Origin of the sequence: Dialister succinatiphilus, assembly GCF_928721695.1 — a bacterium.
In the GTDB taxonomy this organism is placed as follows: domain Bacteria; phylum Bacillota; class Negativicutes; order Veillonellales; family Dialisteraceae; genus Dialister; species Dialister succinatiphilus.
This window is the reverse complement of the sequence record NZ_OV788641.1, coordinates 953,684-978,717: the sequence shown is the minus strand read 5'-3', so window position 1 is coordinate 978,717 and position 25,034 is coordinate 953,684. Positions and strand designations below refer to the sequence as shown.

Annotated in this window: 22 protein-coding genes; 13 read left to right on the top strand and 9 right to left on the bottom strand. The window is 50.8% G+C overall.

Features of this window, described 5'->3' with window-relative positions:
• Positions 1 to 119: 119 nt before the first annotated feature.
• Positions 120 to 1,046 (bottom strand): LysR family transcriptional regulator, encoded by a 927-nt coding sequence (locus NW747_RS04075; protein WP_273188109.1) that lies wholly within the window; start codon positions 1,044 to 1,046, stop codon positions 120 to 122.
• 924 nt (positions 1,047 to 1,970) lie between these two features.
• Between NW747_RS04075 and NW747_RS04070 the strand changes: the two genes are divergently transcribed.
• On the top strand, positions 1,971 to 3,377 hold the full coding sequence (locus NW747_RS04070; RefSeq protein ID WP_273188108.1) for an SLC13 family permease: 1,407 nt from the start codon (positions 1,971 to 1,973) through the stop codon (positions 3,375 to 3,377).
• A 297-nt stretch (positions 3,378 to 3,674) separates the two neighbouring features.
• On the opposite strand, the gene NW747_RS04065 is transcribed toward NW747_RS04070, so the two are convergent.
• On the bottom strand, positions 3,675 to 4,136 hold the full coding sequence (locus tag NW747_RS04065; protein WP_273188107.1) for a methylated-DNA--[protein]-cysteine S-methyltransferase: 462 nt from the start codon (positions 4,134 to 4,136) through the stop codon (positions 3,675 to 3,677).
• A 356-nt stretch (positions 4,137 to 4,492) separates the two neighbouring features.
• Between NW747_RS04065 and NW747_RS04060 the strand changes: the two genes are divergently transcribed.
• On the top strand, positions 4,493 to 5,875 hold the full coding sequence (locus tag NW747_RS04060; RefSeq protein WP_273188106.1) for an ATP-binding protein: 1,383 nt from the start codon (positions 4,493 to 4,495) through the stop codon (positions 5,873 to 5,875).
• Positions 5,876 to 5,928: 53 nt separating this feature from the next.
• Here NW747_RS04060 and NW747_RS04055 read toward each other — a convergent pair whose 3' ends face one another.
• A complete protein-coding gene (locus NW747_RS04055; RefSeq protein ID WP_273188105.1) occupies positions 5,929 to 6,309 on the bottom strand; it encodes a hypothetical protein in 381 nt (126 codons plus the stop codon).
• A 23-nt stretch (positions 6,310 to 6,332) separates the two neighbouring features.
• Positions 6,333 to 6,608, bottom strand: a complete 276-nt coding sequence (locus NW747_RS04050) for an SIMPL domain-containing protein (protein ID WP_273188273.1) — start codon at positions 6,606 to 6,608, stop codon at positions 6,333 to 6,335.
• Between the two features lie 118 nt (positions 6,609 to 6,726).
• Between NW747_RS04050 and NW747_RS04045 the strand changes: the two genes are divergently transcribed.
• From NW747_RS04045 to NW747_RS04025, 5 genes are all read left to right on the top strand, one after another.
• Positions 6,727 to 8,760 carry an AAA family ATPase gene (locus NW747_RS04045; RefSeq protein ID WP_273188104.1) on the top strand — a complete coding sequence of 678 codons (2,034 nt, stop codon included), beginning with the start codon at positions 6,727 to 6,729 and terminating at the stop codon, positions 8,758 to 8,760.
• Positions 8,757 to 9,863 carry a 5-methylcytosine-specific restriction endonuclease system specificity protein McrC gene (gene mcrC / locus NW747_RS04040; protein WP_273188103.1) on the top strand — a complete coding sequence of 369 codons (1,107 nt, stop codon included), beginning with the start codon at positions 8,757 to 8,759 and terminating at the stop codon, positions 9,861 to 9,863. The genes NW747_RS04045 and mcrC overlap by 4 nt, the downstream gene beginning before the upstream one ends.
• Positions 9,851 to 10,225: a hypothetical protein gene (locus NW747_RS04035; RefSeq protein ID WP_273188102.1), complete on the top strand. Its 375-nt coding sequence runs from the start codon at positions 9,851 to 9,853 to the stop codon at positions 10,223 to 10,225. The genes mcrC and NW747_RS04035 overlap by 13 nt, the downstream gene beginning before the upstream one ends.
• A 22-nt stretch (positions 10,226 to 10,247) precedes the next feature.
• Positions 10,248 to 10,721, top strand: a complete 474-nt coding sequence (locus tag NW747_RS04030; protein WP_273188101.1) for a low molecular weight protein-tyrosine-phosphatase — start codon at positions 10,248 to 10,250, stop codon at positions 10,719 to 10,721.
• 935 nt (positions 10,722 to 11,656) lie between these two features.
• Positions 11,657 to 12,451 (top strand): right-handed parallel beta-helix repeat-containing protein, encoded by a 795-nt coding sequence (locus NW747_RS04025; RefSeq protein ID WP_273188100.1) that lies wholly within the window; start codon positions 11,657 to 11,659, stop codon positions 12,449 to 12,451.
• A 191-nt stretch (positions 12,452 to 12,642) separates the two neighbouring features.
• On the opposite strand, the gene NW747_RS04020 is transcribed toward NW747_RS04025, so the two are convergent.
• The 4 genes from NW747_RS04020 to larE all read right to left on the bottom strand — a co-directional run bounded on the left by NW747_RS04020 (position 12,643) and on the right by larE (position 16,551).
• Positions 12,643 to 13,206 carry a hypothetical protein gene (locus NW747_RS04020; RefSeq protein WP_273188099.1) on the bottom strand — a complete coding sequence of 188 codons (564 nt, stop codon included), beginning with the start codon at positions 13,204 to 13,206 and terminating at the stop codon, positions 12,643 to 12,645.
• A gap of 129 nt (positions 13,207 to 13,335) precedes the next feature.
• A complete protein-coding gene (gene larC / locus NW747_RS04015) occupies positions 13,336 to 14,736 on the bottom strand; it encodes a nickel pincer cofactor biosynthesis protein LarC (protein WP_273188098.1) in 1,401 nt (466 codons plus the stop codon).
• A complete protein-coding gene (gene larB / locus NW747_RS04010; RefSeq protein ID WP_008860493.1) occupies positions 14,737 to 15,498 on the bottom strand; it encodes a nickel pincer cofactor biosynthesis protein LarB in 762 nt (253 codons plus the stop codon). It lies immediately after the preceding gene.
• 243 nt (positions 15,499 to 15,741) lie between these two features.
• The gene (larE, locus tag NW747_RS04005; RefSeq protein WP_273188097.1) at positions 15,742 to 16,551 is read right to left on the bottom strand and encodes an ATP-dependent sacrificial sulfur transferase LarE; all 810 of its coding nucleotides are present in this window, start codon (positions 16,549 to 16,551) and stop codon (positions 15,742 to 15,744) included.
• Positions 16,552 to 16,838: 287 nt separating this feature from the next.
• Here larE and NW747_RS04000 point away from each other — a divergent pair, with 287 nt between their 5' ends.
• Positions 16,839 to 17,105 (top strand): FeoB-associated Cys-rich membrane protein, encoded by a 267-nt coding sequence (locus tag NW747_RS04000; RefSeq protein ID WP_008860491.1) that lies wholly within the window; start codon positions 16,839 to 16,841, stop codon positions 17,103 to 17,105.
• An 805-nt stretch (positions 17,106 to 17,910) separates the two neighbouring features.
• Here the strand turns inward: NW747_RS04000 and NW747_RS03995 are convergent.
• Positions 17,911 to 18,681, bottom strand: a complete 771-nt coding sequence (locus NW747_RS03995) for a sulfite exporter TauE/SafE family protein (protein ID WP_273188096.1) — start codon at positions 18,679 to 18,681, stop codon at positions 17,911 to 17,913.
• 559 nt (positions 18,682 to 19,240) lie between these two features.
• Here NW747_RS03995 and NW747_RS03990 point away from each other — a divergent pair.
• The 5 genes from NW747_RS03990 to NW747_RS03970 all read left to right on the top strand — a co-directional run bounded on the left by NW747_RS03990 (position 19,241) and on the right by NW747_RS03970 (position 24,328).
• Positions 19,241 to 19,741 (top strand): type III secretion system chaperone family protein, encoded by a 501-nt coding sequence (locus tag NW747_RS03990; RefSeq protein WP_273188095.1) that lies wholly within the window; start codon positions 19,241 to 19,243, stop codon positions 19,739 to 19,741.
• A gap of 636 nt (positions 19,742 to 20,377) precedes the next feature.
• A complete protein-coding gene (locus tag NW747_RS03985) occupies positions 20,378 to 20,791 on the top strand; it encodes a peptide deformylase (RefSeq protein WP_273188094.1) in 414 nt (137 codons plus the stop codon).
• Positions 20,792 to 20,924: 133 nt separating this feature from the next.
• On the top strand, positions 20,925 to 21,953 hold the full coding sequence (locus NW747_RS03980) for an NAD/NADP octopine/nopaline dehydrogenase family protein (RefSeq protein ID WP_273188093.1): 1,029 nt from the start codon (positions 20,925 to 20,927) through the stop codon (positions 21,951 to 21,953).
• A 338-nt stretch (positions 21,954 to 22,291) separates the two neighbouring features.
• Positions 22,292 to 23,032 carry a hypothetical protein gene (locus tag NW747_RS03975; RefSeq protein WP_008860484.1) on the top strand — a complete coding sequence of 247 codons (741 nt, stop codon included), beginning with the start codon at positions 22,292 to 22,294 and terminating at the stop codon, positions 23,030 to 23,032.
• A gap of 489 nt (positions 23,033 to 23,521) precedes the next feature.
• The gene (locus NW747_RS03970) at positions 23,522 to 24,328 is read left to right on the top strand and encodes a helix-turn-helix domain-containing protein (RefSeq protein WP_273188092.1); all 807 of its coding nucleotides are present in this window, start codon (positions 23,522 to 23,524) and stop codon (positions 24,326 to 24,328) included.
• Positions 24,329 to 25,034: the final 706 nt, after the last annotated feature.

The following is a 25,034-nucleotide window of genomic DNA, read 5'->3' as shown; positions in this document are numbered from 1 at the left end:
ATGTCCAAAAGTCATCCTGCCATATTTCCCGCCCCTCGAGCGTCAGCGAGCATAACCTTGCTGCACAACCTGCGGCGCAGCCGCGCCCCTTCTCTCACGGAAGAATCCAGTCTCCCGCCTCATTGAGAGGAGACCGGTTTCGCCTCCTCCATCCACTTCTCTATCATCTGCCAGCGGTGGGCTCCGGTCTGCCAGCCGAAGGAAAGCTCATAGACCCCTTCCTCAAAATGCATGACATGAAGCTTTTTCCAATCCTCCTCCGAGAGCAGGGCTCTTGCCAGATTTTCCGGACAGAAATAGGCGCCCCTCCCCAGAAGACAGAGCCGGAGCATGGTCCCCATATTTTCCGACTCCACCGCCACAGGGGGCGCAAAGCTGCCGCGCCGGAAAAGCTGACGCGCCAGAGCGCCGGCAATATCATTTTCACTGTTCAAAAGAAAAGGACAGTCTTCGAAGAAAAGAGGCAGTCCCTTCTTCCTTTCCTTTTCCGAAAAAAGAGAATTTCCCTCTTTCCCCCAGAGCCTTTCCGTAAGGGATTTCTCCACAAGAAGCACGATTTCCTCCTTCATCCAGGGCCTGTGGGAAATGCCGGGCATCTCCCCGGGAAGCCTCGCCATGGCTATGTCGATTTCATCCCGCTTCAGCCCCTTCCATATATCCTCATTGGCCATTTCAAAAAGGCGGATGCCGCAGCGGGGATACCGCTCCTGGAAACGGGCAATGACAGAAGGCAGCATCACCTGCCCCCGGGAAGGGGCGATACCGATGCGGAGAATCCCCTCAAAGCGCCCCGACACATCAGACAGCTCCCGCTTCAGAGCCAGCTCATTTCTGACAAACAGGCGGGCGTAGCGAAGAAATACGGAGCCGCTGTCCGTCAGCTCCAGCGGCACATGGCGCACAAAAAGCTTCGCCCCCGTCTCCCTCTCCAGCGCCGCCACATGGGCGGACAAAGTCTGCTGGGTAATATGCAGCCTCTCCGCCGCCTTCGTAAAACTTCTCTCCTCTGCCAGCATGAGGAAATATTTCATAGACAGAAAATTCATGGCCCCTCCTATTACTGTATTTTATCTGTATTGTATACAAGAAATAACAGTTTTTCAACGTAACTTCTCATGCATATAATGGATATAAAAGGGCCGCTCCGCGGCCCGGGTTCAGAGGGTTCAGAAGGTTCAAAGGGTTCAGTGGGTGGTGGTGGCGGCTTCGCCGCGGGTTGTGTAGAAGGGTTGTGGAAAAAGGTTCTTAAGATGGATGGGTCTTCGACCCAAGGGTTCTTAAGTTTGACGGTCCTTTGGGCCGAGGGTTTTGGTATCGCCCTTACGGGCGATGAGCATTATAATGCCGCCTTTCGGCGGTCACGTCCACATCGAGTATCATAATCATTCTTACCCTCGTACATCCCTTCGCCACTTCGTGGCCCTCTTCCCCTAAAGGGGACGCAAGATCGTTACGGGATTTGCTTTTCTTTGTCATATGACATGATAAACATTACGGCAATCGCCACCAAAAGGGGGAAACTGCGGAATGGTACATGAAATATATGACTCTCTGTTTTCACTCTCCATACTTCTCGTTTCCCCTTGAGGGGAACGCCTCGAAGAGGCAAAGGGTGTACAAGGCAGAGCGCCGATTTGACACCCCATCGCTATCCTGACCGCCAATCGGCGGCACGGGTTATAGTGCCACTGTGCACATCCTGCATAGGACCTCCACAATACTATATAACTCCCGAGGGCGGAGCCCTCAACCCGTCCGGGAGGCGTCAGCCGGTCCCGGACAGAACCCTTGGCGCCCAGGGCCAAAGGCCCGGCGGCGCCATCAACCCTCACGCCCGTAAGGGCGTGTCAACCTTCGGGAATACTGGAAAGCACCGTCCAAGTCCCGGTCCCGATCCCGACCGCGCCGAAAGACGCCTGAACCCTCACGCACCAAAAGGGCGTGTTAATGTCCATAAAAGAGGTGTTTCCATGAAACAGAATCTTGCACTATTAAGCGGCCCCATCGCCTTTGGCGCTGCTGCCTTTCTTCTTACCGGCACCTTCCAGCAGTCTTCTGCCCTGGCCCTTTCCTGCACCCTCTGGATGGCGCTGTGGTGGATATTCCGGCCCGTTTCCATTTACGTCACCGCCTTTATCCCTATTATCGTGAATTCCCTTTTCAATCTCATTCCCATGAATCACGTGATCAGCCAGTACTTCTCGGAGATAGCAGTGCTCCTTCTGGGCAGCGACCTCATCTGCCTGACCTGGACCACCACGGGACTGGACAAACGAATTTCCGTAAGAGCCCTCTGCTCCATAGGCACCTCCATGAAGAGCCAGATTTTTGTATGGTTCCTGGCTTCCACAGCTCTTTCCGTTTTCCTTCCCAACGTGGTGGTAGCCGCCATCTTCTGTCCCATTGCGGTGGCCATGCTCCATTTCACCGGAGAAAAGGACATCAGCACCAGCCAAACCGCCATTCCCATCCTCCTTGCCATCGGCTGGGGCAGCGGCATCGGCGGCTTCGGCTCACCCATCGGCTCCTCCGCCAACCTGGTGGCCGTTTCCTATCTGGAAAAACTGACAGGCCATGAATTCATGTATTTCGACTGGGTCATCCGTTTCCTGCCTGTGCTCATCCTCATTTTCCTCATGAACCTCCTTTTCCTTCTTTTCCTGCCCTGTTCGGTCAAATCCCTCCCCGGCACGAAAGACTATTTCCGCTCCATGTATAAATCCTTCGGTCCCATGAAACGGGGCGAGCGCATAGGCCTCATTCTCTTCACCGCCGCCACCCTGCTCTCCTTCCTCCGTCCCCTCTTTGCGCCATACCTCCCTGCCATGAAGCCGGCCTACGTATTTCTCTTCCTGGGCATGCTCATGTTCTTCCTGAAAGATGAAAAAGGAAATCCCATGCTCACCTGGAAATACGCTGAAAGCCACGCCATGTGGGGCATGATCGCCCTTTTTGCCAGCGGCCTGGCTCTGGGGAAACTGGTCATTGAAACCGGCGCCATCAAGGAGCTCTCCCTCCTCATCGCCGCCCTTCACCTCTCCCCGGGCCTTCCGGTAATGGCCATGGCCTGCCTCTTCGCCTGCTTCATGTCGGAAATCTCCAGCAACACCGCCTCCGCCTCCATTTCCATTCCCGTGGTCATCGGTATAACCTCCTCCCTCTCCCTGAATCCCATCCCCTACATCCTGGGCACCATCGCCGCCGCCAACTGCGCCTACATCCTCCCCATTTCCACCAGGGCCATCCCCATAGGCTACGGCCTCTCCGCCTCCGCCCAGATCCGATACGGTACAGTGCTATCCCTTCTTACAGTGATCCTTATCACCCTCCTATGCACCGCCTTCATGGATTTCGTGCCCCTTTTCAGCGAACTGTAAATTAAAAAGGGCTGTGAAAAAATGGAAATCATCTCTTCACAGCCCTTTGGGTATGTCTTTATGGGTTCAATGACAGTAAGCCCCTCGCCTCATCGTCATCTCGAGCGGAGCTACCTGTCGGTCGTAGAGCAAAGAGTTTTGAGCGCCAGAGAGACTCTGAGCCCGGAGATCTCCTGCTGCTATGCTGCATGTACCATGGGGCCTGAAATTTCTCCACTCCCCTCCCACCATCAAAATGACAGGAGAGAAGAATGGTATCCATGTCATTCAATCATTTCTTCACAGCCCTTTTTTGACTTATGAAATGCCATGCTTCTTCTCCAGCATAAGGAGTGCCTTCTTCATGGGAAGTCCGCCGCCGTAGCCGGTGAGGGACCCGTCGGCGCCGATGACACGGTGACAGGGGATGATAATGAAAATGGGATTGGCATGGCTGGCCATGCCTACGGCGCGGTAAGCCTTCGGATGGCCGATGGCCTCAGCGATGTCCCTGTAACTCCTCGTTTCCCCATAGGGAATCTCCCGGAGCGCCGCCCACACCTTCTCCTGAAAAGCGGTGCCCTGGGTACGGCAGGGAATGTCAAAAGTCTTCCTTCGGCCCTGGAAATACTCATCCAGCTCCCGGAACACAGTCAGCGCCAGCCCGAAGGGCGCCTCCCCCTTCGTCCCCTCCTCTGCCATTCGAAGAGAAATCACCCCGCCTTCCTCATAGAAAAGCTCCATATTTCCAAAAGGAGAATGATAAATGGCTGTCTTCACGGCTCTCTTCCTTTCTTTCATTTTTACATAGAGTATCATCATTTCTTTTGCTGAATCCAGTATACCATGGAAAAACAAAAGAAAGAGCCGTTGGCAATGGAGTGATTTAACAAAAAGAAAGCCGCTTCAAGGAAAAATGTGGCAAACCGGCATCATGATTCTCTAAAAAATGTGAAAATTCATCCATTCAAACCGGCAAAAGCGTGCTCATTAAATTTTAATAAAATATATTTTTATCCTATACAATACAAAAAGAGTCCTGTCATTGAATCGACAATGCATAATGTAGTATAATTTTACTCAAAAGGGTTTTAGTAAAATCCATATGACTAAAATGAAAAGCAGGAGGTGGCTCCATGTTTATTGGAAGAGAAGTGGAAATGGAACGGCTTCGCCGGATGTATGACTCCCCGAATCAGGAAGTTGTGCTGATTTACGGACGGCGGCGAATCGGTAAAAGTGAGCTGATTAAGCAGTTTCTGAAAACCGCAAAGATCCAGGGGCTGTATTATCAATGCAAGCGGACAACGGAGATGAATAACGTCCAAAGTCTGTCTGCCTTGATTTCTGAGGTTTATCAGTATCCGCCTCTGGCCTTTACGGGCATGGAAAAGCTGCTTGATTTTCTTTTTCAGCAGGCCTGCCGCACAAGGCAGGTTCTGGTTTTGGATGAATACCCCTATCTGCGTCAGACAGTGCCCGGTTTGGACAGCATTTTACAGTCTTTGATTGATTCCTATCGGGAGCGTTCCCAGTTGAAGCTGATTCTCTGCGGCTCCTTTGTGGATACCATGAAATCACTGATGCTGGAAGAAAATCCGTTATATGGCCGGGTCACCCTGAGCCTTCATATCCATCCCATGGATTACTTCGAATCGGCTGCCTTTTACCCGGACTTCTCTCCGGCAGACAAGGTGCGGCTTTACAGTGTTTTCGGCGGCGTGCCTTATTACAACCGTCTCATAGATTCCACCCGAAGCGTCCGCGAAAATGTGATGAACCTGCTGGTGGAGCCCGATGCCCGGCTGGAAAATGAAATCCAAATGTATCTTTTGGGAGAACTGTCCCGGTTCATCAATGCAAACGAAGCATTTGAAGCACTGGCACGGGGCTTTCACCGTTTTAAGGATATTCTGTCCCAATCCCATATCACCAGCAGTTCAGCGCTGGCCGAAGTGCTGAAACGGCTGATACTCATGGAACTGGTGAAAAAAGAAGCTCCCATTAATGACAGAAATAACAAAAAGAAAGCCAGCTATTTCATCAGCGACAATCTGTCCAGCTTCTATTACCGATATCTGTTTCCCTACAGTTCACAGCGGCAGATTATGGCGCCGGATACGTTTTGGGACCGGTACATTACCCATGACTTTTCTGAGACCTTCGTCCCGAAACAGTTTGAAACCCTGTGCCGCCAGTTCCTCATCCGCCAGAATCGAAAAGGCCGGCTTCCAGAAATTTTTGATGCCATCGGCACCTATTCCTATGATTTACCTGAAGAGCATAGAAATGGAGAATTTGATGTAGTCACCCACGACGACAAAGGATACATCTTCTATGAAGCCAAATTCCGGAAGACCCCTGTGACCGATGCCATGATTCAGACCGAAATCCGACAGGTCCAACAGACAGGAATGAACTGCCATAGATACGGCTTCTTTTCCCGCAGCGGCTATCAAGTGACCCCCAGACCCGGTGTCATTCTCTATACATTAGAAGACCTGTACAGCAATGGCTGATGAACTCTTTCTACCTCTTTTAAGAATACGCCAGGACATTAAAAAAACAGCTCTTATAAATTCTTTGAAGCAGAGCTTTTGTACAGCTGATGCAGCACAAGGATAAACCAATCAATGTCTTTTTCCAACGAGGCGTTGGCCCAGTGAGTAAAATAGCGCCATTTTGAAAACAGGCCGGATCCCAGAACTCCCCAATTATAAATGTGGCTGATCATATTCGCCGGGGAACACCCCTTATGTAAGGTTTTCTCTTTTTCCAAACGGTCTGCAAATTGATACCCGCAGTCCATTTGAAAGCCAAGGAAATCGCATTCCTTACCAAACCATTTGTCGAAATCCTCTATAAAGAAAAGAGAAGGATGCGCACGATGGCAGCGGAATTGGCTCTCCCAAATTTCAGCAAATAAATGAATTGTTTTCCTGCCGGCAGGCATAGGCCCCCTCCATGCAATAGGCATTATTTTTCGTTTATAATTTCCCAAACAACAGTCACCGTATCTTCCACTTCCATATCATCTGGTTCGATATCCATACTGATTCCTCCAGCAGGAGCCATGCCGCAGCTCTCAAAGCACACATCCTGTACCGGCCTAACTTCAAAATCAACTTTCCCCCAGGAATAATCAATATGAACTAGTTCGCCAATGTGAATTCCTGCTGCCTTCGCCAGCACCCCGGCTTTTATTTTTGCATCTTCCGCTGCTCTGTAGAAAACCGGATATCCGTTTTTTATCTGTTTTCACGGCCTCCTATGAAACTGCTATAATGATAAGTAAAGGCCCCATATACGGCATCTTTATTTTTAATTTCATTTTGACCTGTGCGGACATGTCATGGAGGATATTATAGAAATGTTTAATCAACTTCGCTTAAAAGAAGCTCTTAGGCAGTATAAGAAAGACTTCGTCACTACACACTGGAATGAAGAAAAATACAAATGGGAAGCAGTCAAATGCTTTCAGGATAACTGGGATATTCACGCAGCGGATTTTGAAAACATGCTCAGTCAATCTCTTTCTAAGACTTCCAATCTTCTGGCCTCAACAAATAATTTTCCAGCGGGAATGATTATAGAATTTGCCCACGCCGCGCCGGAAAAAGTACGTGCCATGTATATGGACTTATTTGATGAGAGTAAAGACGTATTTGGACGAATTGAGTCTTTCAAGAAGCAGTCGAACATTCTCCTTAAAAAGTATAAAAGCACCGCCAAACAGCATTACCAGCATGAAAATGCCATCACCACATATTTATGGCTCCGTTACCCGGATAAATACTATGTGTATAAATATAGTGAAGCAAGGTCTGTATCTAATAAATTAGACAGTAATTATAAATTTAAGAAAGGCTCCTATACCGATAATCTCAAAAGCTTCTACGATTTTTACAATGAAATCCGTGAGAGCCTAAAACGGGATTCCACACTTATTGACCTATTCAAGAGCCAGTTGACAGACGACTGCTATCCAGATTCGGAGCTAAGAACACTAACCTTCGATGTGGGTTTTTATATTTCTCGCAATATTTCTAAACCAGCTGATAAGGAATCGAATCAAGCAGATTCTGACGACATGGAGTTTACTGAAAAGCCGAAAAGCAGTGAAGAGCATAGATACTGGTGGCTCAATGCGAATCCGAAAATCTGGAGTTTTTCTAATTTGCAGACCAGCCATGTGCAGGAGTATACCCTTTTCAATGAGAATGGAAATAAACGCCGTGTATTCCAGAATTTTTTGGACGCCAGAGCCGGTGATTTAGTTATCGGTTATGAGTCCAACCCTGTAAAACAGGTGGTAGCACTGGCTAAGGTCAGCGCCGCAAATGATGGCATGAAAATCTGTTTTGAGAAAACCGAGTCTCTTGTCAATCCCATCGATTACCGAACTTTGAAGGAATGTCCGGAGCTTGAGCAGATGGAATTCTTCCAGAATCCAAACGGCACCTTCTTCAAATTGACCAAAGACGAATATGAGTTCATCATGGACATGATTCGTGAAGAAAACCCATTAACTTCCAAGGATATGAACACTTCCTATACAAAGAAGGATTTTCTGTCCGAAGTTTATATGAGTGAAAATCAATACGACAGGCTTTCCGGAGTACTTTTGAACAAGATGAATCTCATTCTGCAGGGGGCTCCCGGTGTAGGCAAAACATTTACCGCCAAACGACTGGCCTATTCACTGATGGGCGAAAAAGATGACAGCCGTATTGAATTCGTACAGTTCCACCAGAATTATTCCTATGAAGATTTCGTGATGGGCTACCGACCATCCGGCGATTCCTATGAGCTAAAATATGGGATATTCTACCAGTTCTGTAAGAAAGCGGAAAATCATCGGGATAAAAAGTTTTTCTTCATTATTGATGAAATCAACCGGGGAAATCTCAGTAAAATTTTCGGGGAACTTTTGATGCTGATTGAGAAAGACTATCGCGGCACAAAAGCGACGCTGGCCTATAATGGTATGCCCTTTTCCGTTCCGAAAAATCTTTACATCGTCGGCATGATGAATACGGCCGATCGAAGCCTCGCCATGATTGACTATGCTCTGCGCCGCCGGTTCAGTTTCTTTGAAATGGCTCCGGCATTTGAATCAAAGGGATTCAAAGAGTATCAGCATTCTCTTGACAACAGGACTTTTAACGAACTGATTTCTGAAATTGTAAAGCTGAACGGGGAAATCTCAAGAGACAAGTCCCTGGGAAAGGGTTTCTGCATAGGGCACAGCTATTTCTGTGGAAAGACAAAAGAAACCTGCACCAACGAATGGATGCAGTCTGTGGTAAACTATGATATTCTCCCCATGCTTTCTGAATACTGGTTCGACGATGATACCAAAGTGCAGCGTTGGGACCATATCCTGCACGGAGTATTTCAATGACAAAGGATAAGAGCATATTCATAAAAAACATCTATTACATGCTGTCGTATGCTTTCACCACACTGAGAAAATCGGTTTATGACAATATCCGGAAGGAACCTTTCGATAACATACATAATCTCTTTGCAGCAATTCTGTCTAAAGGCATCGGTCTGCAGTTGAAGCAGGGCCTCTATAAAGAATACATGGGCCATGCAGACAACTTAACCACACTCCGTGGAAAGATAAATATTCCTGAGACAATCCGTAACAAAATGCGGAATCAAATAGCCGTGACCTGTGATTATGATGAGCTGTCTGAGAACAATCTGATGAACCGGATTCTCAAATCGACAGTTCTTCTCCTGCTCAAGCAGAAGAACGTACAAGAAAAATATAAGTCCGAATTAAAGAAAGAAATGCTGTTCTTCTCCGGAATCGAGCCAATAGAGCTTGCACATATTCGATGGGCCGACATCCGTTTTCAAAGAAATAATCAAACCTATCAGCTCCTGTTCGCCATCTGCCAGTTGCTGATTGAAGGGGCCCTTCTGACCACAGAGTCCGGAGAATATCGACTGGCAGGTTTTATAGACAAGCAGAGGATGGAGCGGCTATACGAGAAGTTTATTCTGGAATACTACGCCCAGGAGTTTGGTACGCGCATAAAAGGATTTTCTTCCAAAGCCCTTCAAATCCCATGGCAGCTGGATGACGGATATGGCGCACTGCTTCCGGTCATGCAGACAGATATTACCCTTGTCTATGGAAAGCAGATGCTCATTATTGATGCCAAATATTATGAGCACACACTGCAGACACACTTTGATACGCAGACATTGCATTCAGAAAACTTATATCAGATTTTTACTTATGTAAAAAATAAGGAAGCCGCGCTAAAAGGTACAAACCATAAGGTAGCCGGCATGCTCCTTTACGCCAAAACCGATGAACCTCTTGTCCCGGATCATGTATATCAGATGAGCGGAAATCAAATTTCCATAAAAACCCTGGATTTGAACCGGGAATTTTCAGAAATAGCCGAACAGCTGAACCGGATTGTGAAAGATTTCTTCCATATAGAAATAGATAAGCAGACGGAAGACATAAAATGGCCAGATTGAAAAACTGCTTCTTTGGAAAACTCATTTCCGCAGTCAGTCAATACGACAAAAAGCCCTACGAAGACTGGCGCGCCGATTATACCGGGCAGGAAGGCCTGATCCTTCTGTTCCAATCCATGCACAGCGCGCCGGGAAAGATTTTCTTCTATATGATGATTCGCGAAGGGAAATGGATGCATTCCTCCTTAGGGGAATGGAAGCCTGGCGAAGCCACAGATATCCTCTATACGAGGCACAGTATCTATACTTTCTCCCGGCAGCATCATCTGAGCAAAGATGAAAAATGGGCCCTGCTGGAAAATACCGTTCTTGCCGGGATAATTTCCAGAGAAAGAATGAAACAGGAAATGAAACGATTATAAAAGCACCGAAAGGAGACATTCCATGACAATGCAGAACCATGAAGATAAACTCCACATTCTTTTCATCTGCCACGGCAATATCTGCCGTTCTCCCATGGCGGAAATGATAATGAAGGACATGGTGCGCCAAAGGGGCCTGGATGGGAAATATGAGATTTCTTCCATGGCCGCCACCACCGAGGAAGTGGGCCATGATATCTATCCCCCTGCCCGAAGGACTCTTGCCGCCCACCACATTCCCTTTACGAAAAGAAAAGCGGCTCTCATGACCAGGAAGGATTATGAAGAGGCGGACTATGTGATTGCCATGGATGAGGAAAATCTGGATGACCTGTCCCGTCTCACCCAGGGGGATCCGGAGAAAAAAATCTCCCGCCTTCTTGACTGGGCGGGAGAAGCAAGAGATGTGGCGGACCCCTGGTATACGGGAAATTTTGAGAAAACCTATGAGGATATTGCCAAAGGCTGCCGGGCGGTGCTGGAGAAGCTTTCCTGAAAATGGGTGCATAAAAAGAGGCCATGAGAAATGGGTATCATCTCTCACGGCCTCTTTTTCATGCCATGCAAAAAACTCCTGATTCGTCCCATGCTGATGCGCGGTAGGGCTCAGGCATTCAGCTTCGATGAATCGGCCAGGAGCAGCCGCCTAAGCGGAATATCTGTGTCGTCAAGGAAGAACTGGTATAGCCATAGTTGCCACCAGGATGTCTGGCAGGTCATCTTCAGGAGTTCTTTGTGAAGTTTTGACGCGTCGGAGAGTTCTGATTCATATGAGGAAGTTCTTCCTGTCTCCCGCCTGTCCCTTGATAAGGTGTGTGCACGTAACAGGCAGGGAGGCCGGCGCCTCTTCCGGGCCCCTCAGTTCTCTCTGTCTATATAATCTCTTTAAAATAAAAAAGTTCTCATGGAAAACAGTGTTTCCTGATGACCGGTCGTTGGCGGCGCCGGTTCCTTTTCTCCACGAGCCGGGATTCTACGCTATCGCCCAGAATGACGACGCCGAAGGAAGGCTGCCTGGTGTCTGTCATCTCCTCTGACTGTCTGATTATATCCTGCTCATCTTTCATGCTACAAACCTGTACTTTCGTACAGGTTTTTTTTCTGTCCATTTTTAGTAAAATAAAAGTAAGGCCGGGATCCTTGCGGAATACCCAGAAAACAGGAAAGATGCGTTTTCTATGAGACAGAATCATTCCGCCTTGACAAAGAAGGGCCTGCCCCTGCTTCTCTGTACCGCCATCCCGTCAGCAGGGGTGGGACTTTCGGCAGAAGCGGCGCAAACGCAGGGGAAGGGATGCTGTCACGATCGAGAAATGCTGGAACCGCAGCCCATGGGAAATCCGCATTCTCAACAGGATCGTGCCGGTGCATACGTCGAGCTGCGGCGGCATAATCAGTAAAGAGATTCCCAGAAACAGGAGGTGTCTGGTAATGAAAGAGCCTGGCAAAATCAAATGGATGAGGTTTATCAGGGGTATCTTTTTAGGGATCCTGCTGGTCCTGACGATGACTCCGGCGGCCCTGGGGGCCCAGAAAACAGTGTTGGTCCACAATGTAGACGAAATGATGGAATCACTGGCGGACAATACGGAAATCGTTCTGGCACCGGGCGAATACAATCTGTCAAACTGGCAGGAGAAAGAATTTTCAGAGCGGCTGCTTCACTACTCCGACTACTATGATTCGGCCCCTGCCGGTCTGTATCTGGGCGATGGTTGCACACTGGACATTGCCGGGTTCAAGGATCTCACCATCCGGGGATTTGATACGGAGACCATTACTGCAGAAATTGTTACAGAATTCCCCTATACGCCGGTACTGAAATTCGTCAACTGCCGAAACCTGAAACTGTCCCACCTCCGGATGGGCCATAAACTCAAAAAAGGATTCTGTGACGGCGCCGTGCTGAAACTGGATAGCGTCACTCATATGACCATGGATCATATGGACCTGTACGGATGCGGAACCTATGGGTATGAAGCCCGGTTCTGCAGCAGCATTCTCCTCAGGGACAGTGTAATCCGGGAATGCAGCTACGGTTTGGTGTCCGCCACAGACTGCCAGAACCTGAAATTCCTGCGGACCACCTTCAAAGATATGGAAACGGCTCTTCCCCTCTTTGCTCTGATCCGCTCCCGGCTGGAGCTGACCGACTGCACCTTCCGGGATGTACGGGGAATCATCGACAGCCTCACCATGACTGGCGGCCATATCAGTGAATCATGAAAAGACCTTCCGGTGCATCAGAACTTTTAAAACCTGCTGGCAGGTAAAAAACAGCCTGATGATGTAAGCGGGTCCCTGAAGACTATCATTTACATCATCAGGCTTTTCGGGTGGAGGGCCGGAAGGTGAAATACAGGAAAACAGCGGGTCCTCAGACAGTGGAGCAGCTGCATGAATGAGTACGGATTCCGCTATCGTCCGCAGAGGGCGATCATCAGGGTCACTGCCCCATCTACCAGCAGAGGAACGGCTCCGGTAATGTAGGCGGTGTCATCATCCATGCGATAGTACATCATGTAGGCTGTAAAGGCGATGAGAGAAGCAGCAGCCACGGCGGCCCAGGTGAGACCATAGGCAGTGCCGGCAAGGCCGCCTGCTTCATGGAGCACTCCCAGTACCATGATTTCCATGAGGGCCCAGAGAACGAGAAGGATGAGTTCTGTGGTAGGTTTCCGGCCGAAAAGCTTTACAGAACCGGCAAGAAGGATGAAATATACCAAAAGGGCCAAAGCCAGGAGCAGAGTCCCTCCGGGCCAGGAGGGCGGCAGGGGAAGTCCATGAATGCCGTGGACCGTCAAGGCGGTACCGGAAAGGCCAAAGACTGCGAGGAGCAGGAACAGCAGGGCCGAGAGGGCCCCTCCGCTTCTGGCATCGGGCCGGAAGGCCGTGAGCCACCAGCCTGTATAAAACAGGGCGCCAAGACTCAGAAGAAACTGCCCTGTAATGATTTCTGCATATGCTGTAAGTCCAAACATAGTATCCCTTCTTCTTATGAAAATCATTTCTTTTCCTATTGTAGTCTTTTTTCAGGAAGAAAGTGAGAAATGCATGTAAAAAGCCGTGAAAATAGCAATCCTTTTCACGGCTTTTTTATACAGGGTCTTTTATATGCTGTTTTTCGCTGCATTAAAAACGGTCTGGAAGGGCACCTGCTTTTCTTCTGCCCGCTTCTTCACCGATTCATATTCCGGATAGCGCCGTTTTTCGCTGCCCAGAGTGACTTCCTTTACCTGGACCCGGCCGTAGGCGGTGTCTACTTCCTTTTCTTCCCGATGAAGGATGGAGCGCATGAGAGGCGCCAGCTCGCGGATGCCGATGGTGGTGGTTTCGGAAAAGAGGATGTTTTCCATGGCTTCTTTTCTGTCTTCCCTGCAGATCACCGTGAGTTCATAGGCCGGTCTGTTCTTTTTCATGTAGATAGGGGTGAAATGGACGTCCAGGGCGCCGGCATCCATCAGTTTTTTCATGGTATAGCCCAGCACTTCGCCGGAAGCGTCGTCGATATCGCTTTCCAGCTTCACGACCTGGTCTTTTTCCCAGGGCCCTTCTGCTTCATCAATGAGAATGGCCCGGAGGATATTGGTCCGTTCCTTGTAGTCCCTTTTTCCTGCGCCCAGACCTGTTTTCAGAACGGTGAAGGAGGCAGGCAGCTCATGGGAGGTGGCCAGGGCCGCTGCGATGGCAGCGCCGGTGGGGGTCACGTATTCCCCTTTGGCGTCCATGATTTCCAGAGGCATGTGATAGGCAGTGACAATGTTCAGCGTAGCCGGCACAGGCACCGGAAGTACGCCGTGCTGGCAGCGGACAGTACCTCTGCCTTCTGAAAGCTTCGGTACAATCACGTTTTTGATATGGAGGCTGTCAAAGCACACGGCAGCGGAAATGATATCCACAATGGAGTCGATGGCTCCCACTTCATGGAAATGGACTTCCTCTATGGGAAGGTTGTGGGCTTTGGATTCCGCCTCTGCCACAATGCGGAAAATCTTCTTTGCCAGAGCCCTGGCAGATTCGGTCATGTCCGTGCCATCAATGACCGCTTCCACATCTTTCAGATGGCGGTGTTCATGATGATGGTGCCCTTCTCCATGGTCATGATGGTGATGGTCTTCATGACAGTGACAGTGGTGCTCTTCTTCCTCGTGATGGTGTCCATCTTCATGGCAGTGGCAGTGGTGCTCTTCCTCCTCATGATGATGGCCTTCTTCCTCATGATGGTGATGGTGTTCTTCATGAGCCGCTTCCCTTGCTTCCGGCAGGGGGCCGTAGAGATAGGCCATGTCGTGGTCATGGTTTTCATGTTCTTTGTCCAGAATCACATTGAAATCGCAGCAGTCAATACCTGCTTTCTGCACCCTCCCGATTTCCACCGTAAAGCCTTTGGCGGGAATGGAAGAAATCGCCTTGTCCAGCGCTTTCCGATCCGCTCCCAGGTCCAGCAGGGCTGCCACAAACATATCCCCCGCAATGCCGGAGGATGCTTCCAAATATAATGATTTTCCCATTTACACTTTTCCCCTTTCTGCCAGTCTGTTGATCTGGGTGGCCACATAACCGGCACCGAATCCATTGTCTATATTGACGGTCACTATGCCGTTGGCACAGGAATTTATCATGGTGAGGAGGGCAGAGAGGCCGTGGAAACTGGCACCATACCCCACTGACGTGGGCACTGCAATCACCGGATTTCTCACCAGGCCGCCGATGACCGAGGCCAGGGCCCCTTCCATACCGGCCACTGCAATGACGCAGCTGGCCTTGCGCACCCGTTCCTCCTGGGACAGGAGCCGGTGGATGCCGCTGACCCCTACGTCATAAATCCGCTCCACATGACTGCCGAAATATTCCGCCGTCTGGGCCGCTTCTTCCGCCACTGATATATCGGCAGTGCCGCCGGTGCATACAGCAATGCATCCGATATGGTCCTTCTCCTTTTCCTGCTTCAGAATATGGGAAATAGGATCATAGGAAATGGAAGGCAGCACTTTCTTCACCAGTTCATACTGGTGAGGAGAAGCCCGGGTGCCGAAGACTTCCCCTTCCGTTTCGTAAAGTTTCTTAAAAATCTGCCCGATAAAGGCATCAGACTTTCCCTGGCAGTATACCACTTCCGCAAAGCCGGACCGGGCTTTCCTGTCCGTATCCAGCTTGGCAAATCCCATTTCTTCATAGGGCCGGTCTGCCGGATTTTTCCGGAGAAGCGCCTCCGCTTCTTCCGGGCGCAGGGCGCCGGAGGCTACCTTCTGCAGTATATCTTTCATATCCATGATGAAATCCTTTATATGTACATCAATGACAATAATGGGTGGGGCTGGCGGGACGATAAAGACCGCTGTCGGCTATCCGCTGCCCCTATGACACAGAAAGGCCAATCCCGTAACGCTGACTTCATACTCATCGCCCCATAGGGCGATACCACAACCCTCGGCCCAAAGGGCCGTCAAACCTAAGAACCCTCCGGCTCGAAAGGGCCGGTCCATCTTAAGAACCTGGGCCGCCGAAGGCGACCCTTACAGCACTTCATCCATGCTGCCCATGCGGTAGCCCTGAAGGTCCATGGTGACATAGGCAAAGCCCAGGCTGTGGAAAGTGCGCACCACTTCCTCGTGGATGCGGAAAAGTTTCCACAAATCCTCAGGCAGTACTTCGATGCGGGCCAGATTTCCTTCATGAAGCCGCACCCGGAACTGCTTGAAGCCTTTGGAGAAAAGGAAATCTTCCGCTTTTTCCACCATGGAGAGCTTGTCCTCTGTAATGGTTTCTCCATAGGGGAAACGGGTAGCCATGCAGGCAAAGGAGGGTTTGCTCCAGGTGGAAAGACCCGCTTCTTTGGACAGGGCACGGATGTCTGCCTTGTAGAGGCCGGCATGACGGAGAGGGCTCCTGATGCCAAGTTCCTCAAGGGCCATGAGCCCCGGCCGGTACTGGGAGGCATCATTGAGGTTCGTGCCGTCGATGACATAGGCAAAGCCTTTCTTTTCCGCGATTTTCTTCAAGGAACTGAAAAGGAAATGTTTGCAGAGATAGCAGCGGTTCGAAGGATTTTCTGCAAATCCTTCAATGCCGAACTGGTCCATTTTCACCACTTCCTGCCGGATGCCTTCCCTGCGGCAGTATTCAATGGCGTCTGCCACTTCCCTTTCCGGCACGGAAGCCAGGTTCATGGTGACTGCCATGGCCCTGTCCCCCAGCACCTTCCTGGCTTCATGCATAAGGTAAGTGGAATCCACGCCGCCGGAAAAGGCCAGCACCACGCTGCCCAGCTGTTTCAGATATGCTTCCAGATGATCCTGTTTCTTCTGTAATTCTTCTGTTACCATAGGTTTCTCCATTCTTTAGAAATACTGATCCGCAAGACTTCCGGCGCCAGCCGGAAGGAACGAGGGCGGTTTCTATTCATTTCATTATTATACCATCCACCGCCCCTTTGATGACAGTCCATGAAGAAGGAGAGGAAGGCTCCTTCCCCGAACGCAGCCGGAAAGCTGTTCTTATTATAAAAGGCTGAAGCCTGCTTCAGGCAAGCCGCAAAGCTATCTTAGTTTCCCCCTTTCCCTTTTTATGGTATAATTTACTTGAGAAATATTATCATAAAAGGAGGACCATCATGGGTACCCTGTTAACTATACTGATTACAGCAGCCATTGCCGGCTGGTTTGGCTACAGCCTCTACCGCATGTGGCGGGGCGCCAGCGGCAGGGACTGCGCCAGCTGCGCTTTAGGCAGCGGTTTTGATTACGCCCTGTACAATGATAAAAAGGCGGCGCCTCCCAAAGCGGAATTCGTCACCGCCGCCGGCCACCACATTATTGTGGATGAAGCAGCCGCCAGGATGCGGAGAGAACGGATCCGGAAAATGATGGAAGGACGGTAAGTCAAAGAGGCAGCGGAGAAGTGTTCCTCATTTCTTCACTGCCTCTTTTTTCATGCCCAAAAGAGACTGTGGAGAAATCTCATGCCTCAAATGGCAGAAACGCCGCCCCGCCCCTCCGTCATTTCGGCGGTCGGAGCAGAGTGAAGAAATCTCTCTCCCAGGGTATGCAGCAGGCAGGAGATCTCTCGACTCAGCGTCTCAATAGCCCCCGAGGTCTTTATCCCCATACCGCCATGTCCCTCCGCTCGAGATGACGGTGGCGGCAGGCAGCATACGGTCATTTCAAAGGGAGCAAATGACAGAAACGCCGCCCCGCCCCTCCGTCATTTCGACCGAAGCCGGTCAGCCGCCAATAGGAAAGCCTCTTATTGTGCAGGCTAGGGAAGCACTGATTAATTCATAGAGTTTTCTTTTATAAGAATTTTTATGCACTGTTTCGTCATGGGCTTCCTTAAATAGCTCGCTATTCGCGTCAGCCCATTCCTCGCATTGCATAAAAATTCAAGAATAAAAGCAAACAATGATTTAATCAGCGCTTCCCTAGAGGCCAACTTCGGCTGACTTGGAAACTCTATGCAGAGTCTCCACAGAGCAGCAAAATCTCCCTCTCCCATGGTATGCCGCAGGCAGGAGATCTCTCGACTCAGCGTTTCAATAGCCCCCGAGGTTTTTACCCCCATACCGCCATGTCCCCCCGCTCGAGATGACGGTGGCGGCAGGCTGCCTACAGTCATAGGGTGGTCATAAAAAAGGGCTGTGAAGAAATGATGACCATTTTTTCACAGCCCTTTTTCAAAAGAGAGTATCAGATGAGGATCATGCTGCCTGCTGCCAAAAGGAGGCAGTAGGTGACGCGGTTGAACATTTTCTGGTTGATCATATCGTGAATTTTATTTCCCAGATAGATGGCAATGACCAGAGGAATCACGCCCAGGCCCAGAAGTTCAAAGAATTCCGTATTGTAAAGGCCTTTTTCATAATCATTGAACATGAGTACCAGGTTCAGGATGGTCCATACGGAAGCCACATTGGCGCGGAAGGAATCCTTATCCCGGAAGGTAGCTACCAGGTATACCACCAGCAGGGCACCGCCGGAAGCAAACATGCCATGAATGACGCCGGCCCCCAGAAGAACAGGGATAGCGATCCAGTTCGGCAGGGCGGAGGCGCTCTGTTTGAAAATGAGGCTCTTCAGCGCTGCCCCTACGATAATGGCGCCGTAAAGAGGTACCAGAATCTGGGGATTCACCACGTTGTAAAGGTGAATACCGATGGCCATGCCCACCAGCATGAATACCACAATGCGGAGCAGTTCCTTCGGGTTGATGTACTGACGGTTCTGATACATCAGGAGTGCGCACACCAGCCAGCAGATGGCATTAATGACTGCTTTGGCCATATCCGGTCCATAGAGAAGAATGGTTGGCGGAATGGAGAGCATGACTCCTGCAAAGCCGGTCAAAGCCTGCACGATATTGGAAATAAACACGGCCAACATAAAGAGGGCTAATTTAACAAATTCAGGAAGCATCATTAAGTCCATATAAATCACCACATTTCTTAAAACTTCTGTCATCCCGGGGAATGCTTCATCCGTGGAAACCCCGGCGTTTCTTTTGATGGCACCATTATAACCCCGGTTTTCACGGAAAAAGCCCCTTTTCTCAAACAGTATGAACCTATCTAATTATATCATTGATAATAGGATTACCCATCACTTAATTAGATTGACAATGATTCCGTCATTCTTTACATAAAATCATAATGATGCGTCTGTATGATTTATCGTCATAATAGATTTCATGGGCCTTCCCGAAACAGCCCCTTCACTTTTCATCATAAAAAAATTGACTCATCCTCTATTTTTCTTCTCCCTTTCCGCCCTGTTATAGAAATTGTTTATATAGAGTGCCAGCTTCTTTAGTACCTCTTGACAGGATTTCAAAATGCCCCGTTTTGTCCCTGCCCGTTTCCTATTCGCCCTGTTTCCTGTATAATACAAATATCATCATTCCATTTCCCATGACCGGGAAAGCACCTATGCATTGATAGAGTCCGGTTTCATACCAATGAAATCCGGCAGTCCTTACCAGGCTGCTTCCCGAAAGCGCAGAAGCTGCGCAGAAAGGCGTCCTATGTCTGACAATACCATTCCGTTTCCCCAGGGAAACCGCACAAAAAATGTAAAAGCCGATATGTTTGAAAAATACATGAAAGACGAGGGACTGAATTTCTTCCGCCGCCAGGAAACCCATGATTCCTACGACACCATCGTTTTCATGACTGCTATTCCCGCCGGGAAACATCATAAGCTGGTGGCCGCTGTCATTACGGACAACAGCATGTACACCCTCCTCCGGATCCATCTGGGCACCGCCCCCAAGGGCCCCGCCAGAAAGACCTTCCTTGCCTTCCTGAACGACCTCAATGCCCACCACGCCATCGTGAAATATTCCATCGGCTCCGATGAAAATGTATTCCTGGACGTAACCTTCACCACCCGTCCTGAAAACTTCGACCCCGCCACCATCCGTACCACCATGGACATTGTGGTCTACCAGCTCTCCCAGACCTATGACGACATCGCCCGCCGGCTGGATAAGCCGGGAGACGAGACAAACGGATTCTCTCTGTAAAGGGCCGCGCAGCGGCCCCGCGCCCTTTGGGCGCGAAAGGTTCTTAAGATGGACCGGCCCTATGGGCCGGAGGGTTCGTAAGTTTGACGGGCCCTGCGGGCCCGAGGGTTGTGGTATCGCCCTTACGGTGCACAGCGAACACATTTTGCACTATGCGAACTGGATTTGTAAGGGAGCATCAGCGACCTGAAAATCCAGTGAGTCAGTGACAGCAGTGGATGAAGGAGCGCTAGCGACGCGCAAAATGTAGTGAGTCGTTTCCCCTTTAGGGGGCGATGAGTATGAAGTCAGCGTTACGGGATTTACTTTCAGTGCCATATGGCATGATAAACATTCTGCAGTGGAAAACCATACAACCACGCCTGCGGTGCGGGGTCGGTCTGTTTTCCCTCGGGCGAAAGCCCGGTTGTCAAGGTTTTATCATAAGAGGGCGCCTTCTATAAATGTAAGGCGCCCTCCACAACCCTCAGCGGCAGAGCCGCTGTCAAACTTAAGAACCCTCGGGGCGATAGCCCCGTCAAACTTTAAAACCCTCAAGCCCCAATGGGGCTTGTCCATAAAGCACCCGAACCTCTCTTGCTTTCGGGAATACCCATCACCACTGCAAGTATCACTCAATACAAAAGGAGACTTTTCATGATTCGTCCTATTGTCAAAGATATCCTCTTCCTCCAGCGGAAAGCCGAGAAGGCCAGCCGGCAGGACCGTGCGGCTGGCCGGGATCTTCTGGACACCCTGGCCGCCCACCGCGACACCTGCGTGGGTCTGGCAGCCAATATGATCGGCGCTTCCAAAGCCATCATCGCCATCCGGGATGAAAAACGTTTCCTTCTCCTCTACAATCCGGTCATCACCATGCATTCCCTCACATATTATGATACGGAAGAAGGGTGCCTCTCCCTTGCCGGAAAACGTCCCTGCCGGCGCTATGACGGGGTGGAAGTGAAATATGAGGATGAAGACTTCCACAAAAAGAGAAAACGGTTCCAGGGCTTCACTGCCGAAATCATCCAGCACGAAATGGACCATCTGGAAGGTATACTGATATAGAAAAAGCACGTCCCTGGAGACGTGTTTTTTTGATGAACCATTTCCAATTTTTTCAAAGCATGGCAGCCCTATTAATAGTATAATAAAAGGGACCATCCGGAGAATCAATGATCCGGATTTAGTAGGAGGAACCATGAATATTTCCATCATCGGCGCCGGAAGCACCGCACTGGCCGGAGCCGCTTATTTTAATCTGAAAAATGTGCCCTGTCAGGTGTATGTGCGAAACCGCATCAAAGCAGCCTGCTGGAACCAGTCTCCCCTCACAGTAAGAGGCAAAATCGACACATCCCTGTACGTTCCCTTTACCACAGATTTGAAAAAGGCCGTGGAGGAAGCGGACATCCTCATGGTATGCACCCACGCCACAGACCATGAGAGCGTCGTCGAAGAAATCGCCCCCTTCCTTCATGACGGGCAGTGCCTGCTTTTCATGAACGGCTGCTGGGGCGCCATCAAGGCCTGCCGCCTTCTGTCCAAACAGCAGGATGCCCCATCCATTTCCATTGCGGAAACTGCCAATATGCCCTTCATCGCCCGCCTCTCTTCCGATTATAAAACATTGGAATTCAAGGCCATGAAAGAAGAAATCGGCTATTCCTGCCTTGGTGAAGAAGGAGAACTGAGCACCCTTCTGCACCTGATGGCGCCCAAGGTGAGCCGGGTCGCTTCCCCTGCCTCCACTTCCCTATCCGCCACCAATCCCATCATCCACGTGACAGCCTGCCTCTTCAACATGACCCGCATTGAAAACGGAGAGAAATTCCATTTCTTCGGTGATTCCCTTACCCCAAAGGTGGCTGCCTACATGGAAGCCTGCGACCAGGAACGGATTGCCATAGGGAAAGCCCTGGGCCTTTCCCTCTCCTCCCTTCTGGACGTGCTCAACGCCTCCTGGGGAGAGAAAAAGGAAAATCTCTACGACGCCCTTACGGAAAATCAATCCTATAAAACCGTCATGGGACCTACGGACCTCAAGGGCCGCTACCTTTCCGAAGACCTTCCCTGCGGCATGGGAAGCCTTCGGGACCTGTCCGATATGATGCACGTAGAGGCCCCCCATATCAGAAGTCTGGTGGATACCCTGTCCCTCTACCTGGGAAAACCCTACACCCCCTTCCTGACGCCCCAGGATTTACGGGTCATTAAAAGTCTGAAATAAAAGAGGCGGACGGCTCCTTTGGAGCCGAGGGTTCTTAAGGTTCTTAAGGTTCTTAAGTTTGACAGCGGCAAAGCCGCTGAGGGTTGTGGTATCGCCCTGTCGGGCGATGGAGGTTTAAATGCCGCCTTCAGCGGCATACCATACGCCCTCTGCACCAGCCCGCTCTGCGACCAGAACCCGGTCTGCCGGTGGCTGCCCCATGGTGGCTTGACCCGGGCGCGACAGGCTCCTGCACCCCCTTGCTTTCGGGAATACAGCATACAGGCACATAGCTCACGGACAGCGGTCAGCGGATAGCGGACAGCGGTCCCATCAGCTCACCAAAGAGGAGGATATCTATGAAAAAACTATTAGCACCTATACTTGCTGCCTGCCTTATGGTGGGCGGGGAAACCGCATTGGCGGAAAACTGGATCCCCTTCCAGGACTCCGATACCACTCTGGTGGATACGGACTCCTACGTGGACAGCGGCCTTCGCTCTTCCCTGTCCATCAAATCCAAAGCCAAAGAGGGCGACACCATTTCCAATATTGAATTCGACAAAAACCACAGGACCTACCGGGTCACGGAAATGAAAACCCTGGATGCCAAAGGCGCCGTCACCAATGATTTCACCTACAGCGACGATCCCCAGAACTGGAGCGCCCTGGTGCCCCATTCCTTCGGCATGAACCTGTACAGCCACTACGTGGAAAATCCCCTTCCCCGTTTTACCAATCCCCAGTGGCTCGTCATTTATAAAGAAGAAGGCGTCCGTTTCCACGGAAGCACCTATGATGTAGAAAAAAATACCATTTCCTATAAAGACGGCTACGCCACCTTCTGGATCCGCATTTCCTACCCCTGGAAAGACCAGAACTTCTCCTCCGTCATTTACCAGGTCCGCATGGACGTCCCCCACAAACGGATCCAAACCCTTTCCATGACCCGCTACGACTACGACGGTAAAGTCCAGAGTCACGGCGCCGGCAGCAGAGACCGGGAAACCATTGCTGAAGGCTCCCCCATGGAAAAAGTGCATGCTTACATTAATAAAGAACTGCTGGCCGGACACATCCGAATGATGTCGTCGCTCTAAGGGGCCTTTATGGGGGAGGGTTCTTAAGATGGACCGGCCCTATGGGCCGGAGGGTTCGTAAGTTTGACGGCCCTTCGGGCCGAGGGTTGTGGTGGCGGCTTCGCCGCAGTTTAAAAAAAGGGGACCGCATTCCCTCGGGCGAAGCCCGGTTGTTAGGTTTTATCATAAGAGGGCGCCTTCTATAAATTTAGAGGCGCCCTCCACAACCCTCAGCGGCATAGCCGCTGTCAAACTTAAGAACCCTCGGGGCCACAGCCCCGTCAAACTTTAGAACCCTCAAGCCCCATAGGGGCTTGTCCATAAGGCGCCCTACAACAACCCTCGCCCCTAAAGGGGAAACGACTCACTATGATTTGTGCGTCGCTTTGCTCCTTCAAATCATGTTCGCTGTGCACGCCAAAGGCGCGTCAAACTTTAGCCCCTTAAGAACCTTCGGCCCAGCGGGCCGTCAACCCTCAAGCCCCAAAGGGGCTTGTCAATAGAGGTATTATGATTCGAATATACGCACATACAGAAAATGAAGAGCAGGCAGATGCCTGCTACGGTGCCTTTCTTACCGGCACCATTCCAAAAAGCGGATGGATCCTTACGGAAGGAGCCCATTTGTATCTTTTAGACAGAAAGCCGGCCATACCGGAAGGAGAGGGCCTTGCAGTCAGCGAAGGACCGGTGGATTTCATTTCCACCACCCTGCCTGCTGCAAAAGCCCGTGCCGCCTACGGAGCCTATCTCTCCGGCCGCCGCCTGCCGGCAGGATGCGCCCTGGCCGCCGGTGAAGGGGCCATTGGGATTATCTCCTCTTCCGCCTATGAACCGGACCTGGGGCATATGGATATGTACCGTCTTCCTTTCGATCCCCTGGAAGAAGTGGTGACCCCCAGGGAAGCGGCCAACCTGTACGGCGCCGACGCCAAAAGGGTGCAGGCCGACTGTGAAGGGGCAGGGGAAAACGGGATCTTTTCTCTTTCTGAAGTCCGCCATTCCGGAAATACCTGGCTTCTCCTGCGCCGCGCTGCAGAAAGAGTGTACCGGGGCAGCGCGGAGGAAAAGCCGCCTTTCGCCTTAAATCCCCTTCTCCTTGTGTTCTCCACTATCGAAGCCGCCCGCATCTGGAACCGGGACAGCGGCACCGTCAGAAGCGCTGCTGCCGGCGCCGGTCATGCCGCCGCCCGCATGGAAGAAGGAGAACGAAGGAAATCCGGCCGCACCTGGCTGGTCACCCGGGATGCCATGGACCGTCTCTTCGGCCAGGCCCTTCCGGCAGCCATGAAGGATGCCATGAAATGGCTCAGATAGGGGGGCGCTGGCGCCTTTGGACACACCTTCGGTGTGAGGGTTGACGGGACTTCGTCCCGAGGGTTGTGGCCGCCTGTCGGCGGCGGGTTGTGTTCGCTGGCGCTCAGGGGGCAAAAAAGGTTCTTAAGATGGACCGGCCCGCTGGGCCGGAGGGTTCTTAGGTTTGACGGCCTTGCAGGCCGAGGGTTGTGGTGGCGCCCTTCGGGCAATGCTTATAAAGTCAGCGTTACGGGATTTACTTTCAGTGCCATATGGCATGATAAGCATTCTGTATCGAAAACCTTTACAACCGCGCCTGCGGTGCGGGGTCGGTCTGTTTTCCCTCGGGCGAAGCCCGGTTTGCTTGTTTTTCCTCGGGCGAAAGCCCGATTGTTAGGTTTTATCATAAGAGGGCGCCTTCTATAATTTAGAGGCGCCCTACAACAACCCTCGCGCCAAAGGCGCGTCAAACTTAAGCCCCTTAAGAACCTTCGGCCCAGCGGGCCGTCAACCCTCAAGCCCCAATGGGGCTTGTCCATAAGGCGCCCTCCGCCATTCCTCTAACATCCGCTCCTCTTGCATTTCTTCCCCTATCTATGGTATATTGAAAGTGATATATTTAATTCTCTGCAAGGACGAGAGAAAGTACATGGATGGAACTGGCAAAGCGAGCCCGGATGGTGGAAGCGGGTACGGGAATTTCATGGAAGTGCCTCTCTGAGCTGAC